General features: G+C 67.7%; 14 protein-coding genes and 1 tRNA gene. 9 read left to right on the forward strand and 6 right to left on the reverse strand.

Annotated elements, in window-relative coordinates; genetic code table 11:
• Window positions 1-73: 73 nt before the first annotated feature.
• Complete coding sequence (locus U1F38_RS04475) at window positions 74-982, forward strand: LysR substrate-binding domain-containing protein (RefSeq protein WP_409985862.1); 909 nt, start codon at window positions 74-76, stop codon at window positions 980-982.
• Between the two features lie 79 nt (window positions 983-1,061).
• Here the strand turns inward: U1F38_RS04475 and U1F38_RS04480 are convergent, their stop codons facing one another.
• Window positions 1,062-1,853 carry an exodeoxyribonuclease III gene (locus U1F38_RS04480; RefSeq protein ID WP_409985863.1) on the reverse strand — a complete coding sequence of 264 codons (792 nt, stop codon included), beginning with the start codon at window positions 1,851-1,853 and terminating at the stop codon, window positions 1,062-1,064.
• 13 nt (window positions 1,854-1,866) lie between these two features.
• Between U1F38_RS04480 and pyrE the strand changes: the two genes are divergently transcribed.
• Both pyrE and U1F38_RS04490 read left to right on the forward strand, forming a co-directional pair.
• The gene (gene pyrE / locus U1F38_RS04485; protein ID WP_409985864.1) at window positions 1,867-2,550 is read left to right on the forward strand and encodes an orotate phosphoribosyltransferase; all 684 of its coding nucleotides are present in this window, start codon (window positions 1,867-1,869) and stop codon (window positions 2,548-2,550) included.
• An 8-nt stretch (window positions 2,551-2,558) separates the two neighbouring features.
• Window positions 2,559-3,275, forward strand: a complete 717-nt coding sequence (locus tag U1F38_RS04490) for a DUF4124 domain-containing protein (protein ID WP_409985865.1) — start codon at window positions 2,559-2,561, stop codon at window positions 3,273-3,275.
• Window positions 3,276-3,293: 18 nt separating this feature from the next.
• Here the strand turns inward: U1F38_RS04490 and gatB are convergent, their stop codons facing one another.
• Genes gatB through gatC form a run of 3 tightly spaced genes read right to left on the reverse strand, consistent with a single transcriptional unit; the run spans window position 3,294 to window position 6,506 of the window.
• The gene (gene gatB / locus U1F38_RS04495) at window positions 3,294-4,742 is read right to left on the reverse strand and encodes an Asp-tRNA(Asn)/Glu-tRNA(Gln) amidotransferase subunit GatB (RefSeq protein ID WP_409985866.1); all 1,449 of its coding nucleotides are present in this window, start codon (window positions 4,740-4,742) and stop codon (window positions 3,294-3,296) included.
• A gap of 1 nt (window position 4,743) precedes the next feature.
• A complete protein-coding gene (gatA, locus tag U1F38_RS04500) occupies window positions 4,744-6,207 on the reverse strand; it encodes an Asp-tRNA(Asn)/Glu-tRNA(Gln) amidotransferase subunit GatA (protein WP_409985867.1) in 1,464 nt (487 codons plus the stop codon).
• Entirely contained in the window at window positions 6,207-6,506 is a 300-nt protein-coding gene (gatC, locus tag U1F38_RS04505; RefSeq protein ID WP_409985868.1) for an Asp-tRNA(Asn)/Glu-tRNA(Gln) amidotransferase subunit GatC, read from the reverse strand. The genes gatA and gatC overlap by 1 nt, the downstream gene beginning before the upstream one ends.
• A 207-nt stretch (window positions 6,507-6,713) precedes the next feature.
• On the opposite strand from gatC, the gene U1F38_RS04510 reads away from it, so the two are divergent.
• The 5 genes from U1F38_RS04510 (at window position 6,714) to U1F38_RS04530 (ending at window position 13,292) form a co-directional block, all read left to right on the forward strand.
• Entirely contained in the window at window positions 6,714-7,757 is a 1,044-nt protein-coding gene (locus U1F38_RS04510; protein WP_409985869.1) for a rod shape-determining protein, read from the forward strand.
• A 146-nt stretch (window positions 7,758-7,903) separates the two neighbouring features.
• The gene (mreC, locus tag U1F38_RS04515) at window positions 7,904-8,899 is read left to right on the forward strand and encodes a rod shape-determining protein MreC (RefSeq protein ID WP_409985870.1); all 996 of its coding nucleotides are present in this window, start codon (window positions 7,904-7,906) and stop codon (window positions 8,897-8,899) included.
• Window positions 8,896-9,414, forward strand: a complete 519-nt coding sequence (mreD, locus tag U1F38_RS04520) for a rod shape-determining protein MreD (RefSeq protein ID WP_409985871.1) — start codon at window positions 8,896-8,898, stop codon at window positions 9,412-9,414. The genes mreC and mreD overlap by 4 nt, the downstream gene beginning before the upstream one ends.
• A 266-nt stretch (window positions 9,415-9,680) precedes the next feature.
• Window positions 9,681-11,615: a penicillin-binding protein 2 gene (gene mrdA / locus U1F38_RS04525; RefSeq protein WP_409985872.1), complete on the forward strand. Its 1,935-nt coding sequence runs from the start codon at window positions 9,681-9,683 to the stop codon at window positions 11,613-11,615.
• Between the two features lie 147 nt (window positions 11,616-11,762).
• A complete protein-coding gene (locus tag U1F38_RS04530) occupies window positions 11,763-13,292 on the forward strand; it encodes a catalase (RefSeq protein WP_409985873.1) in 1,530 nt (509 codons plus the stop codon).
• Between the two features lie 122 nt (window positions 13,293-13,414).
• Here U1F38_RS04530 and U1F38_RS04535 read toward each other — a convergent pair.
• Together U1F38_RS04535 and U1F38_RS04540 are read right to left on the reverse strand one after the other, a co-directional pair.
• Window positions 13,415-13,490 (reverse strand) — tRNA-Arg (locus U1F38_RS04535).
• Between the two features lie 28 nt (window positions 13,491-13,518).
• On the reverse strand, window positions 13,519-14,151 hold the full coding sequence (locus tag U1F38_RS04540) for a TetR family transcriptional regulator (RefSeq protein ID WP_409985874.1): 633 nt from the start codon (window positions 14,149-14,151) through the stop codon (window positions 13,519-13,521).
• A gap of 202 nt (window positions 14,152-14,353) precedes the next feature.
• Here U1F38_RS04540 and U1F38_RS04545 point away from each other — a divergent pair, with 202 nt between their 5' ends.
• Complete coding sequence (locus U1F38_RS04545; protein ID WP_409985875.1) at window positions 14,354-15,646, forward strand: efflux RND transporter periplasmic adaptor subunit; 1,293 nt, start codon at window positions 14,354-14,356, stop codon at window positions 15,644-15,646.
• Window positions 15,647-15,658: the final 12 nt, after the last annotated feature.

The raw sequence follows: 15,658 nt of genomic DNA on the forward strand, positions 1-15,658 counted from the left end.
TGCGGGCAAGGGAAGGTCAGCACGGGCATATGATTTATTCCCAGTCGGAATAGCCCGACAATGAAGAGGCGCCATGGATCGCTTTCAAGTCATGCAGGTGTTCGTGCGGGTGGTGGAGACGGGCAGCTTCAGCAAGGCCGCGCTCGCGCTGGGCACCACCCAGCCCACCGCCACCAAGGCCGTGGCCGAGGCCGAGCGCCACCTGGGCGCGCGGCTGCTGCACCGCTCCACCCGCGGCGTGACACCCACCGAGGCCGGCGCGCTGTACTACGAGCGCTGCAAGGCCATCCTGCACGAGGTGGAAGACGCCGAGAACCTGACCGGCCTGGTGCAGGAGGGCGCCACCGGCACGCTGCGCATCAACTCGTCCGTGGCCTTCGGGCGCCGCGTGCTGACACCGCTGGTGCTGCGCTACATGGCCGAGCACCCGCGCCTGCAGATCGACCTGGGCTTTGACGACCGCTACGTCGATCTGGTGGAGCACGGCGTCGACGTCGCAATCCGCATCGGCCGCCTGGCCGACTCGGGCCTGGGCGCGCGCCATCTGGGCGTGAACCCCTGGGTGCTGACCGCCGCCCCCGCCTACCTGGCCGCGCACGGCCAGCCCACGGCTCCGGCCGAACTGTCGCGCCATGCGTGCCTGATCTACAGCAGCGTGCAGGGCGACGCCCGCTGGCTGCTGCACGTGCCGGGCGGCGCGGACGAGTCCGTGCCGATCCACGGCCCGCTGCGCACCAACAACCTGTCCACGATCCTGGCCGCCTGCCGCGCCGGCATGGGCCTGGCCATGCTGCCCTGGTACGTGGCGCGCGAATCGATGATCGAGGGCCACATCGTGCCGGTGCTGCAAGACCACACCCTGCCCGCGCAAGAGATGCACGCCGTGTTCCCGTCACCCAAGCTGGTGCCGGCCAAGGTGACGGGCTTCATCGCCTGGCTGCAGCAGCAACTCGACGGGCCGTGGTGGACGCGGGCGTTCTGACCTGGCACAAAAACAAACCCGATCGCTTGTCCATCAAGCGCAAGAAGCTATCAATTCAGTAGTAAAACGCGCCAACGGATCACAGGCTCATCTCGTACTCCACCGTGATCGGCGCATGGTCGCTGAACTTCTGGTCCTTGTAGATCGCCTCGCGACGGGCCTTGTCGGCCACGGCTGGCGTGGCCAGGTGGTAGTCCAGACGCCAGCCCACGTTCTTGGCATAGGCCTGGCCACGGTTGCTCCACCAGGTGTAGGCGGCGTCGGTGGCGTCGGGCTGCAGGCGGCGGTACACGTCCACCAGACCACCATCGGTCAGCACGCGGGTCATCCAGGCGCGCTCTTCGGGCAGAAAGCCGCTGTTTTTCTGGTTGCTCTTCCAGTTCTTCAGGTCGATCTGCTGGTGCGCGATGTTGACGTCGCCGCACAGGATGAACTCGCGCTCGGCCTTCAGGCGTTGCAGCACGGGGTAGAAGCCGTCCAGAAAGCGGAACTTGGCCTGTTGCCGCTCGGGGCCCGAGGAGCCGCTGGGAAAGTAGCAGCTGATGACGGAGAACTTGCGCCGGGGGGTGTCGAAGCGGGCTTCGACGTAGCGGCCCTCTGCGTCGAATTCGGCCATGCCAAAGCCCGTGATGACATCGCTGGGGGTGTGTCGCGTGTATATGCCGACACCGGCGTAGCCCTTCTTCTCGGCCAGGTGAAAGTGGCCCCGCATGCCGGCCAGCTGCTCGAAGCGCCCGGCCAGGTCGCTCTGCTGGGCCTTGATCTCCTGCACGCAAATACAATCCGGCGCGTGCGCCTCCAGCCAGGTTTCGACCCCCTTGGTCGCGGCCGAGCGGATGCCGTTGAGGTTGAGACTGGTGAGCTTGAACAAGGAAACATCTCCAATGAGCGCGACAGGGACGGTGGACCCGCAAGACGAGCTGGCGCGTGAATTCGTGCAATTCGCCATCGACAGCGGCGTGCTGCGCTTTGGCCAGTTCAAGACCAAGGCAGGGCGCATGTCGCCATATTTCTTCAACGCCGGCCTGTTTGACGACGGCGCCAAGCTGGGCCGCCTGGCGCAATTCTATGCACGCACCCTGCTGGCCTCGGGCATCGAGTTCGACGTGATCTTCGGTCCGGCCTACAAGGGCATTCCGCTGGGCGCGGTGGTGGCGGTGGAGCTGGCGCGCCTGGGCGTGAACAAGCCCTTTGCCTACAACCGCAAGGAGGCCAAGGACCACGGCGAGGGCGGCACCCTGGTGGGTGCGCCGCTCCAGGGCCGGGTGCTGATCGTCGATGACGTGATTTCGGCGGGCACCGCCGTGCGCGAGTCGATCGCCCTGATCCGCGCCGCTGGCGCCGTGCCGCACGCCGTCGCCATTGCGCTGGACCGCCAGGAAAAAGCCACCGAGGGCGGCCAGGACGTGGCCTGGAGCGCCGTGAATTACGTCCGCGATCAGCTGGGTTTGCAGGTTTGTGCCATTGCCAAACTGGCACATTTGTTGCAACTATTGAAGACATCGGAGCACTTCTTGCAACACTACGATGCCGTGGCCGCCTACCGGGCGCGCTACGGGGTCGAATGACCCACACCATGACCGCACGCCGGACGATCTGCCTCACCCTCGCGGCTGCCTCTCTCCTGCTGGCGCGAGCCGCCTTGCACGCCCAGACGCCGACGACGAGCGGGGCCATCTACAGCTGCGTGGATGCGCAGGGTCGGCGCATCACGGCCGACCGCCCCATCGCCGCCTGCATCGACCGGCCGCAGAGCGAACTCAACCGCAGCGGCACCACGGTGCGGGTCATCCCGCCCAGCCCCACCGCCACCGAGCGCGAGGCGCAGCAGGCGCGCGAGCGCGAGGCCGTGCTGGAGCGCCAGCGCGCGCGCGACGCCCTGCGGCGCGACCAGGGCCTGGTCAACCGCTACCCCAACACGGCCGCCCACGAAGCCGACCGCAAGAAGGCGCTGGAGCAAACGCAAGGCGTCATCGACACGGCGCAAAAACGCATCGACGAACTCTTGGCCGACCGCAAGGGCCTGGACGAAGAGATGGAGTTCTACCGCAAGAACCCGTCCAGGGCCCCGGCCCACGTGCGCCGCGCCATCGAGGACAACGAACAGAGCCTGCAGGAGCAGCGCCGCGCCATTGCCATCCAGCAGGAAGAGCAGGCGCGCATCAACGCGCGCTTCGACGCCGAGGCGGCGCACCTGAAAAGCCTGTGGGCCGGCGTGGCCCCGCCGCCCCCACCCGCTGCGCCAGCCGCCCCTGAGGGACGGCACCGTCATTCGGCGTCCGGCGGTCGATGACCGGGCAAAGCTTGCGCGTCAGGCCAGCCGGGCCTTGAGCAGATCGTTCACCTGCTGCGGATTGGCCTTGCCCTTGCTGGCCTTCATCACCTGGCCGACCAGGGCGTTGAAGGCCTTGTCCTTGCCGGCCTTGAACTGGGCCACGTTGTCCGGGTTGGCGGCGATGACTTCGTCGACGATTTTCTCCAACGCGCCGATGTCATTCATCTGCTTGAGACCCTTGGCCTCGATCACGGCATCCACCGCCTGGCCCTCGCCCGCCCACAGCGCATCGAACACCTGGCGCGCGGCGGCGTTGCTGATGGTGCCGTCCTGGATGCGGCCGATCAATGCCGCCAGTTGCGCGGACGAGACCTTGGCCGCTTCGATGCCGATCTCGTCGGCGTTCAGGCGCCTGGACAGCTCGCCCATGATCCAGTTGCTGGCCAGCTTGGCCTGGCCGCTGGCCGTGGCCACCGCCTCGAAGTACGCGGCCATGGCGGGCGACTGCGTCAGCGTGGTGGCGTCGTATTCGGGCAGGCCGTACTGCTGCACGAAGCGCTCGGCCATGGCGCGCGGCAATTCGGGCATTTGCGCCCGTGTCTGCTCGATCCATTGCTCTGAAATGCAGAGCGGCGGCAAGTCGGGGTCGGGAAAATAGCGGTAGTCGGCCGAGTCTTCCTTGCTGCGCATGGCGCGCGTCTCGCCGGTGTCGGGGTTGAACAGCACGGTGGCCTGCTGGATCGCGCGGCCCTCCTCAATCTCTTCGATCTGCCAGCGGATCTCGTAGTCGATCGCCTGCTGCATGAACTTGAAGCTGTTGAGGTTCTTGATCTCGCGGCGCGTGCCCAGCGGCTGGCCGGGCTTGCGCACGCTGACGTTGGCGTCGCAGCGAAAGCTGCCCTCCTGCATGTTGCCGTCGCAAATGCCGATCCAGGTGACGATCTTGTGCAGCTCACGCGCGTAGGCCACGGCCTCTTCACCGGAGCCCATGTCGGGCTCGGTCACGATCTCCAGCAGGGGCGTGCCGGCGCGGTTCAGGTCGATGCCGCTCATGCCCTGATAGTCCTCGTGCAGCGACTTGCCGGCGTCTTCCTCCAGGTGGGCGCGCACCAGGCGCACGGTTCTTTTCTGGTCACCAACGAAGAAAGACACCGTGCCGCCCTGCACGACCGGGATCTCGAACTGGCTGATCTGGTAGCCCTTGGGCAGGTCGGGATAAAAATAATTCTTGCGGGCAAAAACACTGCGTGGCGCAATGTGGGAGCCCAGGGCCAGCCCCAATTTGATAGCACACTGCACCGCCTCGCGGTTCATCACCGGCAGCGTGCCGGGCAGGGCCAGGTCGACCGCGCAGGCCTGGGTGTTGGGCGCGGCGCCAAAGGCCGTGGGCGCGCGGCTGAAAATCTTGCTTTGGGTTTGCAGCTGGGTGTGGGTCTCGAAGCCGATCACGACTTCGTAGCCTTGAATCAATTTGGGCGCTGTCATCTCAAAATCCCTCCGGGCGTCGGAGGTGGAAATCCGTCACCTGCTGCAACTGGTGCGCCACGTTCAGCAGGCGCCCTTCCTGCAGGTAGTTGCCGATGAGTTGCAGGCCCACGGGCAGGCCTTTGGCGCCAAAGCCGGCCGGCACGCTCATGCCGGGCAGGCCGGCCAAGCTGGCGGGCAGGGTGTCGATGTCGGCCAGGTAATCGGCCAGCGGATCGCGCTCGGCACCCAGGGCCCAGGCGACGGTCGGGGCCACCGGGCCGGCGATGACGTCGCACTGCTTGAATGCGGCCTGAAAGTCGTCGGCGATCATGCGGCGCAGCTTTTGCGCCTGCAGGTAGTAGGCGTCGTAGTAGCCGTGCGAGAGCACGTAGGTGCCGGTCATGATGCGGCGCTTGACCTCCGCGCCAAAGCCCTCGGCGCGGGTCTTCTTGTACATGTCTTCCAGGTCGGCGTAGTCCCTGGCGCGGTGGCCGAACTTGACGCCATCGAAGCGGCTGAGGTTGGAGCTGGCCTCGGCCGGGGCAATGATGTAGTAGACCGGGATGGCCAGCTCGGTGCGCGGCAGCGAGATTTCCACGCGGCGCGCGCCCCGCTTTTCCAGCTCGGCCAGGGCGGCATCGACCGCGGCGCGCACGTCGGCGGCCAGGCCCTCGCCGAAGAATTCACGCGGCACCCCGATGCGCAGGCCGTCCAGCGAATCATTCAAATGGCGCTTGAAGTCCTCGGCAGGCAGGTCGAGCGAGGTGGAATCGCGGTCCAGGTCGGGCCCGCACATGCTGGAGAGCAGCAGCGCGCAGTCCTCGGCGGTGCGCGCCATGGGGCCGGCCTGGTCCAGGCTGGAGGCAAAGGCAATCATGCCGTAGCGGCTGGCGCGGCCGTAGGTGGGCTTGATGCCCGTCAGGCCGCAGAAGCTGGCCGGCTGGCGGATGGAGCCCCCCGTGTCGGTGCCGGTGGCGGCGGGCGCCAGGCCGGCGGCCACGGCGGCCGCGCTGCCGCCCGAGGAGCCGCCGGGCACGTGCGCCGGGTTCCAGGGGTTTTTCACCGGGCCGAAGGCGGAATTTTCGTTGGCCGAGCCCATGGCGAACTCGTCGCAGTTGAGTTTGCCCAGGCCGACCATGCCGGCATCGGCCAGGCGCCGCACCACGGTGGCGTCAAAGGGCGAGCGGTAGCCCGCCAGCATGCGCGAGCCGGCCGTGGTGGGCCAGTCGCGCGTGACGAAGATGTCCTTGTGCGCCAGCGGCACGCCTGCCAGCAGCGGGGCTTCGCCCGCGGCCAGGCGCGCGTCAGCGGCCTGCGCCTGCGCCAGCGTCACGGCCTCATCCACGGCCAGAAAGGCCCCCAGATCGGCGTGCTGCGCGATGCGGCCCAGAAAGTGCCGGGCCAGCTCGACGGCCGAGACCTGGCGCGCGCGCAGGGCGGCGGCCAGTTGGGCCACGCTTTGGTGATGCAGGTCGGCCGCCATCACTCGATCACCCGCGGCACGAGGAACAGGCCGTCCTCGACGGCGGGCGCGCTTTGCTGGTTGGCCTGGCGCTGGTCGCTCTCGCTGACCACATCCGGGCGCAGGCGCAGTTGCACGTCCTGCACGGCGGCCAGCGGGTGCGCCAGCGGCTCGACGCCGGTGGTATCCACGGCACGCATGGCCTCGACCAGGCCGAAAAATCCGTTCAGGCGCTCCAGCATGGGCGCGCGTTCAGCATCCGGGAGCGCCAGCCGCGACAGGTGCGCGATGCGGTCGATGTCGGTCAGGGTCAGGGCCATGTAACAAGCAGCAAATCGGGGAATACGACGGGCCTTTCGTGCCCAATTTCCGGGCATTTCGTCAGGCCAATCGGTTATTATCTCGCCTTTGCCGAAACGGTCTGCAAACGGCCGGATTTGCGCACAATTCCCACCCATTTCGCAGCGAACCCATTGCGCCGGGGCGGCGGCGAGCGGTATTGGCCGACGCGCCCAGAAGGATCTTTCATGTTTGGAGCTTTCCGTCGGTACTTCTCCACCGACCTGGCCATCGACCTGGGCACGGCCAACACCCTGATCTACGTGCGCGGCAAGGGCATCGTGCTGAACGAGCCTTCGGTGGTGTCGATCCGTCACGAAGGCGGCCCCCAGGGCAAGAAGACGATCCAGGCCGTGGGCAGCGAGGCCAAGGCCATGCTGGGCAAGGTGCCGGGCAACATCGAGGCCATTCGTCCCATGAAGGACGGCGTGATCGCCGACTTCACCGTCACCGAGCAGATGCTCAAGCAGTTCATCAAGATGGTGCACCCGCGCGGCCTGTTCAAGCCCAGCCCGCGCATCATCATCTGCGTGCCCTGCGGCTCCACCCAGGTCGAGCGCCGCGCCATCCGCGAGTCGGCACTGGGAGCCGGCGCCAGCGAGGTCTACCTGATCGAGGAGCCCATGGCCGCGGCCATCGGCGCCGGCCTGCCGGTCAGCGAGGCCAGCGGCTCGATGGTGGTGGACATCGGCGGGGGCACCACCGAAGTGGGTGTGATCAGCCTGGGCGGCATGGTCTACAAGGGCAGCGCGCGCGTGGGCGGCGACAAGTTCGACGACGCCATCATCAACTACATCCGCCGCAACTACGGCATGCTGATCGGCGATCCGACGGCCGAGGCCATCAAGAAGCAGATCGGCAGCGCGTTTCCGGGCAGCGAGGTCAAGGAGATGGAAGTCAAGGGCCGCAACCTGTCGGAGGGCGTGCCGCGCAGCTTCACCATCAGCAGCAACGAGATCCTGGAGGCGCTGACCGAGCCGCTGAACTCCATCGTGTCGGAAGTAAAAAAGGCGCTGGAAGAGACCCCGCCCGAGCTGGGCGCCGACATTGCCGAGCGCGGCATGATGCTGACCGGCGGCGGCGCTCTGCTGCGCGACCTGGAGCGCCTGCTGGCCGAGGAAACCGGCCTGCCCGTGCTGGTGGCCGAGGAGCCCCTGACCTGCGTGGTGCGCGGCTGCGGCATGGCGCTGGAGCGCATGGAGCGGCTGGGCAACATCTTCACGAATGAATGACGCCCACCCCTGAGGCGCTGGCGCGCCTTCCCCTCAAGGGGACGCGCCCAGTGGCCGGGGGGACCCCGGCCACGAGCGCACTCGCCTGGCCTGCTCCGCGGCCTTCCGACCATGACGCATGTGGCCACCGCAGGCCATGACCCGCCATGCCGCTGGACACCCTTGACCGCGCCCCGCCGCCCTTCTTCAAGCAGGGGCCGTCGGCGCTGTCCAAGCTGGTGCTGCTGAGCGCGCTGGCGCTGTTCCTGATGGTGGCTGACGCGCGCTTTCATCTGATGCAGCCGCTGCGCGCCGTGATTGCCACGGTGCTGTACCCGGCCCAGTGGCTGGCACTGCAACCGGTGCAGTGGGTCGAGACGGCCAGCGGCTACCTGACCGATCTGAAGACCGCGCGCAAGACCGAGGAGGCCGCGCGCGTGCAACTGGCGGCGCAGTCGCAGCGCGCCGGCCAGGTGGAGCAGCTGCTGCTGGAAAACAGCCGCCTGCGCGAATTGCTGGCGCTGCGCGAGCGCACCGCCGTGCCCTCGCAGGCGGCGCAGGTGCTGTACGACGCGACCGACCCGTTCAGCCGCCGCGTCGTCATCGACAAGGGGCAGTTGCAGGGCATTGCGCCCGGCTCGCCGGTGCTGGACGAATCGGGCGTGCTGGGCCAGGTCACGCAGGTCTATCCCTTCGTGAGCGAGGTCACGCTGCTGATCGACCGCGACCAGGTCATCCCCGTGGTCAACACCCGCACCGGCGTGCGCGGCGTGGCCTATGGCGACCCCAGCGCGCAAAGCGGCATGCTGGAACTGCGCTACATGCCCGCCACGGCGGACGTCAAGGAGGGCGATTTGCTGGCCACCAGCGGCATCGACGGCGTGTATCCGCCCGGCCTGCCGGTGGCGCGCGTGGTCAGCGTGGACCGGCAAAGCGACACCAGTTTTGCCCACATCCGCTGCCAGCCGCTGGCCCGGCTGCAGGGCGTGACGCACGTGATGGTGCTCACCCCCATGGCCGACGTGGCGCCCGCGCCGACAGTTCCCGCGGCGGCTGCGCCCGCCACGCCCGCCGAGCGCCGCGCCGCGGCCACCTCCAAGGCCGGCCGCGCCGCGACACCCCCCAAGCCGGGCCGCAACACCCCGGGCAGGAGTTCGCCATGATCATGCCGCGCGGCCAACAGCTGCTGCTGCCCGCCAGCCCCGGCTTCATCTGGGGCAGCTTGCTGGCCGCCCTGATGCTGGACTTGCTGCCGCTGGGCCGCGTGCCGTGGATGCCCGATTTTCTGGCCGTGGTGCTGGTGTTCTGGAGCATCCACCAGCCGCGGCGCGTGGGCATGGTGGCCGCCTTCGTGTTCGGCCTCATGCTGGACGTGCACCAAGCCGCGCGCCTGGGCCAGCACGCGCTGGCCTTTTCCGTGCTGATTTACTTCGCCATCATGCTGCACCGGCGCATCCTGTGGTTTTCGGTGCCGGGCCAGGCCATTCAGCTGCTGCCCCTGTTTGCCGCCGCCCACGCCATCACCATCGTGCTGCGGCTGATTGGCGGCGGCGTGTTTCCGGGCTGGTCGGTGCTGCTGGCGCCGGCGCTGGAGGCGGCCCTTTGGCTGCCCGTGAGTGTGCTGCTGCTGGCGCCGCAGCGGCGCGCGCCCGACCCTGACGCCGATCGGCCTATATGACGATCACCTCCCTGCGTCGCTGCGCGCCTTCCCTCCTCTCTGGCGCTTCGCTTGGAGGAGGGACAACGCCAGTGTCCGGCACAGGTCCGGCCGCAGCATGAGCTGGCTTGGCCTGCTCCGCGGCCTTTTGGCTCATTGGATTTCATGCCCGTCGGGCACAGCGCCGCGCCACGATGGATGAAAACAAAGAAAATACCAGCCAATTGCTCGCACCCGTGGTTTGCGGGTCACTCGTTGCTTGGTAGCAGCCTCCCCCACCCATCGCCATGACTGAACTGCGCAACCTTGAAGCCGAGCTGACGCGCTTTCGCCTGCGTCTGCTGGCGTTTGCGGCGGTGATGCTGCTGGCCTTTGCGCTACTGGGCTGGCGGCTGTATGTGTTGCAGGTGCAGCGCCACGACGACCTGGCGCGCCAGGCCGAGACCAACCGCACGGCCGTGGTGCCCATCGTGCCCAACCGGGGCGAGATTTTCGACCGCAACGGCATCGTGCTGGCCACCAATTACCGCTCCTACACGCTGGAGATCACGCCTTCGCGCCTGGCGCGGCCGCTGGACGAGGCGATCGACGCCATCGGCGAAGTGGTGGAGATCAGCGCGCGCGACCGCAAGCGCTTCAAGCGCCTGCGCGAGGATTCCAAGAGCTTCGAGTCGCTGCCCATCCGCATGCGCCTGACCGACGAGGAAGTGGCGCGCTTTGCCGCGCAGCGCTGGCGCTTTCCGGGGGTCGAGATCAAGGCGCGGCTGTTTCGCACCTATCCGCTGGGCGAGACCGGTGCGCACCTGATCGGCTACATCGGCCGCATCAACCAACGCGACAAGGAGCGCATCGAGGATTCGGACGACGCGGCCAACTACCGCGGCACCGACTACATCGGCAAGCTGGGCGTGGAGGCCAGCTACGAGAAGCTGCTGCACGGAACGACGGGCGTGCAGCAGATGGAAACCTCGGCCGGCGGCTACGCCGTGCGGCGCCTGGCCAGCCAGCCGGCCACGCCGGGCGACTCGATCCAGCTGTCCATCGACATCCGCCTGCAAAAGCTGGTCGAAGACCTGTACGGCGAGCGCCGCGGCGCGCTGGTGGCCATCGACCCGCAAAACGGCGAGGTGCTGGCGCTGGTGAGCAAGCCCACGTTCGACCCCAACCTGTTCATCGACGGCATCGACCAGGAAAGCTGGGACGAGCTGAACCAGTCGATCGACAAGCCCCTGCTCAACCGCGCGCTGCGCGGCACGTATCCACCCGGCTCCACCTACAAGCCCTTCATGGCCATGGCGGCGCTGGAAAGCGGCAAGCGCACCCCCGCCACCACCATCATGGACGGCGGCTCCTGGACCTTCGGCGGCCACACCTTCCGCTCGGGCCACGCGCTGGGCTCGGTCGATCTGTATCGCAGCATCGTGCATTCCAGCAACGTGTACTACTACATGCTGGCCAACGACCTGGGCGTCAACGCCATCCACGACTTCATGAAGCCGCTGGGCTTCGGGCAGATCACCGGCATCGACATCCCGGGCGAGGCACGCGGCGTGCTGCCCTCCACCGACTGGAAGCGCCGCACCTACCGCCGCCCCGAGCAGCAAAAGTGGTATGCGGGCGAGACCATCTCGCTGGGCATCGGCCAGGGCTACAACAACTTCACCATGCTGCAGCTGGCCAACGCCACGGCCACGCTGGCCGACGGCGGCACGCACCACAAGCCGCATCTGATCAAGGGCCACCAGGACCCCAAGACCGGCGCCTTCGTGGCCGAGCCGGAGCCCGCCAGCGAGCCCATGGGCTACCGACCCGAGAACGTCGCCACCGTGCTGCGCGCCATGGTCGGCGTCACCCAGGGCGGCACCTCGCGCGCCGTTTTCGTGGGCGCGCCCTATCTGTCGGGCGGCAAGACCGGCACCGCGCAGGCCGTCAGCATCGGGGCCAACAGCAAATACAACGCCGCCAAGCTGTCCGAGTACCAGCGCGACCACTCGCTCTACATTGCCTTCGCGCCCGCCGACAAGCCGCGCATCGCCGTGGCCGCCATCGTCGAGAACGCCGGCTTCGGCGCCGTCGCCGCCGCGCCCATCGTGCGCCGCGTGATGGACTACTGGATCGCGGGCCTGGTGCCCAGCGCCGAAGACATGAAAGCCGTGCAACGCGGCCAGGCCACCACGCCCATCGGAGCGCCGCGGCCGGTGTCCGAACTGCCATCGCCCTGACCGGCCGCGGCGTGGATCGCCGAATCATCGCGTTGATCTATCGCACCAATAGACACGATTGGGTTTGCGAATTTCGACTCCTGGCCTACGATGGCGGCACCGGGTGCGCAGGCACCCAGGCATGCCACCCCAACCCAGGAGATCGACATGACCGACAGCAGCAAGAAGTGCCCCGTCACGCACCTGACGACCGACTTTGGCGCCCCCGTCAGCACCAACCGCGACAGCCTCACCGCCGGCGCGCGCGGCCCGCTGCTGGCGCAGGATGTGTGGCTGAATGAAAAGCTGGCCAACTTCGTGCGCGAGGTCATCCCCGAGCGACGCATGCACGCCAAGGGCTCGGGCGCGTTCGGCACGTTCACGGTGACCAAGGACATCACCCGCTACACCCGCGCCAAAATCTTCGAGCAGGTCGGCAAGCAGACCGAGATGTTCGCCCGCTTCACCACCGTGGCCGGCGAGCGCGGCGCGGCCGACGCCGAGCGCGACATCCGCGGCTTTGCCCTGAAGTTCTACACCGAGGAAGGCAACTGGGACATGGTGGGCAACAACACGCCGGTGTTCTTCATCCGCGACCCGCGCCAGTTCCCCGATCTGAACAAGGCCGTCAAGCGCGACCCGCGCACCAATATGCGCAGCGCCACCAACAACTGGGACTACTGGACGCTGCTGCCCGAAGCCCTGCACCAGATCACCATCGTCATGAGCGATCGCGGCATTCCGGCCAGCTACCGCCACATGCACGGCTTTGGCTCGCACACCTACAGCTTCTGGAATGCCCGGGATGAGCGCTTCTGGGTCAAGTTCCACTTCAAGACGCAGCAGGGCATCCGGAACCTGAGCGACGCCGAGGCCGAGGCGCTGATCGGCAAGGACCGCGAAAGCCACCAGCGCGACCTGTTTGATGCCATTGCGCGCGGCGACTTCCCCAAGTGGACGATGTACGTGCAGGTCATGCCCGAGCAGGATGCCGAGAGGGTGCCGTATCACCCCTTCGATCTGACCAAGGTCTGGCCGCACAAGGACTATCCGCTGATCGAAGTGGGCGAGTTCGCGCTGGACAAGAACCCCGAAAACTTCTTCCTGGACGTGGAGCAATCGGCCTTCTCGCCCAGCAACCTGGTGCCCGGCATCGGCGTGTCGCCCGATCGCATGCTGCAGGCGCGCCTGTTCAACTACGCCGACGCGCAGCGCTACCGCCTGGGCGTGAACCACCAGCAGATCCCGGTGAACCGCGCGCGCTGCCCCGTGCACAGCAACCACCGCGACGGCATGGGCCGGGTGGACGCCAACTACGGCAGCGCGCCGCACTACGAACCCAACAGCTTTGGCCAATGGCAGGGCCAGCCCAGCTTTGCCGAGCCGCCGCTCAAGATCAACGGCGACGCGGCGCACTGGAGCTTTCACGAATCCGACAGCAACTACTTCAAGCAGCCCGGCGATCTGTTCCGCCTGATGTCCGACGCCCAAAAAGATGCGCTGTTCGGCAACACCGGCCGCGCCATGGGCGACGCGCCCGAGTTCGTCAAGCACCGCCACATCCGCAACTGCCACGCCGCCGACCCGGCCTACGGCGCCGGTGTGGCCCGGGCGCTGGGCCTCGATCTCGCGAAGGCGCTGGCCTCGCAAAAGGACGACCCCATGTTCGGCAATCCGCAGGTAGCGCTGCCGGTCTGATCATTGGCCCGATTTCAAGGCAAATCAGGCTCCAGCGCTTTATGGACAAGCGCTGGCAGCTATATTATTTATAGCAAAACAAAAGCCTTGACGCCGGACCAAGGCTTGGTGATGAGGAGATGTGGCGCGGCTGGCGGGGATCGAACCCACGACCCTCGGCTTCGGAGGCCGATACTCTATCCACTGAGCTACAGCCGCTTGGATGGGAGTTGGCGATTATCGCCGATCAAGCGCTGACGCCCGGCACCGCGGCCAGGCCGATGCCGCGCAGGTAAGCATCGATGGCCGCCTGGGCGGTGCTCTCCAGGTCGAAGCTGCGGTCCAGCAGCCAGCTGTAGATCAAGCCGTGCACCATCGAGTCCAGGCCGTGCGCCAGTTGCAAGGCCGGGGCCGGCAGCCGGATGCCGCGCGCGTCCGCGGCGCGCTCCAGCAGCTGGCGCGCGCAGTCGGCGCTCATGCGGAGCATGGCGACATGGCGCTCGAGCACCGGCGCCAAGTCCTGCGCGTGCTCGGCCTTCTGCATGGCGATTTGCAGCACGCGGCGGGTCTGCGCGTCGTTGACGATCTGGTGCAGCGCGTGGCCCATCTGCGCGCACCAAGGCGCCAGCACGTCGCCTTCGCGGGCCAGCAGGGCCTCCAGCTCAGCGCTGAGCGGCAGCGCCACGCGATCAAGCATGGCGTTGAACAAGGCCGCCTTGTCCTTGAAGTGCCAGTACAGCGCCCCGCGCGTGACGCCGGCAGCCTGGGCGATGTCGGCCAGCGAGGTGCGTGACACGCCGCGCTGCAAAAACACGTGTTCGGCCGCGTCCAGCAATGCGGTGCGGGTGGCTAGGGCGTCTTCCTTGGTACGTCGGGCCATGGCTGGGCGAGCAAAATATCAATGCCTCCGCGACAATGCGGCGCAAGCAAGAATCCCAATTCTACATTACATACATTCGAGAATGTATGTATAATTCGGGGTTCCTGTCGATGTAGCCTGCCGACCATCCATCATCTTGTTTCGTATCCGCCACCGGCTTGTCCGGATGGCGGGTTTGTCTGCCCTTCTCATGAAAAACACCATGAAGCCCGACCTTCAAGCTCCCAGCACCCTGCCGCTGCGCCGCCGCGTGTGCAGCGCAGCCGCCCTTCTTGCGCTGGCCGCCGGCCTGGCCGCGTGCGGCGACGCCAAGAGCCCGGCCGGCGCGGCCAATGGTGCGGGCGCCGGCGCGCCGCCGCCGCCGGAGGTGGCCGTGGTCACCGTGCAGCCGGGCACCGTGCAGCTGAGCACCGAGTTGCCCGGCCGGCTGGAGGCCTCGCGCGTGGCGCAGGTGCGCGCCCGCGCCACCGGCATTCTGCTCAAGCGCACCTTCACCGAAGGCAGCGACGTCAAGGCCGGACAGACGCTCTACCAGATCGACGCGGCGCCCTATGAGGCCGCGCTGCAAAGCGCCCAGGCACAGCTGGCGCAGGCGCAGGCGCAACTGGCACAGGCCAGCGCCACGGCAACGCGCTACAAGCCGCTGGTGGCCGTGCGGGCGGTGAGCCAGCAAGACTATGACGCGGCGGTGGCGGCCGAGAAAGCCGCGCAGGCGCAGGTGGCCGCCGGCCAGGCGGCCGTGCGCACGGCCAGCATCAACCGCGGCTATGCCACGGTGACGGCGCCGCTCACGGGCCGCATCGGCCGCACGCTGGTGACCGAGGGCGCGCTGGTGAGCGCGCAGGACGGCACCCAGCTGACCACTATCCAGCAGATCAACCCGCTGTACCTGAACATCACCCAGCCCGCCGCCCAGGTGCTGCAACTGCGCGAAGCGCTGCAGGCCGGCCAGCTGGAGCGCGCCGGCAAGGCCGAGGCCGCCCGCGTGCAGGTGTTGCTGGAAAACGGCCAGACCTACGGCGAGGCCGGCCGCCTGCTGTTCACCGACCTGAGCGTGGACCCGGCCACCGGCCAGGTCAACCTGCGCGCCGAGGTGCCCAACCCGCGCGGCCTGCTGCTGCCGGGCATGTACGTGCGCGCACGCCTGCAGCAGGCCGAGGTGGACAACGCCATCTTGCTGCCCCAGCAGGCCGTCACGCGCGGCAGCAGCGGCGACACCGTGATGGTGGTGACCGACGACGGCAAGGTCACGCCGCGGCCGGTCAAGATTCGCGGCGCCAAGGGCGACCAGTGGATCGTCACCGACGGCTTGAAGGCCGGCGAGCAGGTGATGGTGGAAGGCGCCATGAAACTGATGATGGGCGCCAAGGTGGTCAAACCCGTGCCCTGGCAAGCAAAATCAGCCGCAGCGCCCGCACAGCAAGCGTCGCAAGCTCCTGCTTCAGGAGTATCTGCCGCCGCTCCGCAGGCCGCCGCCTCCGCTGCCTCCCGCTGATCAACGCGCTCG

It is taken from the genome of Ottowia sp., assembly GCF_046348305.1.
GTDB lineage: Bacteria > Pseudomonadota > Gammaproteobacteria > Burkholderiales > Burkholderiaceae_C > Ottowia.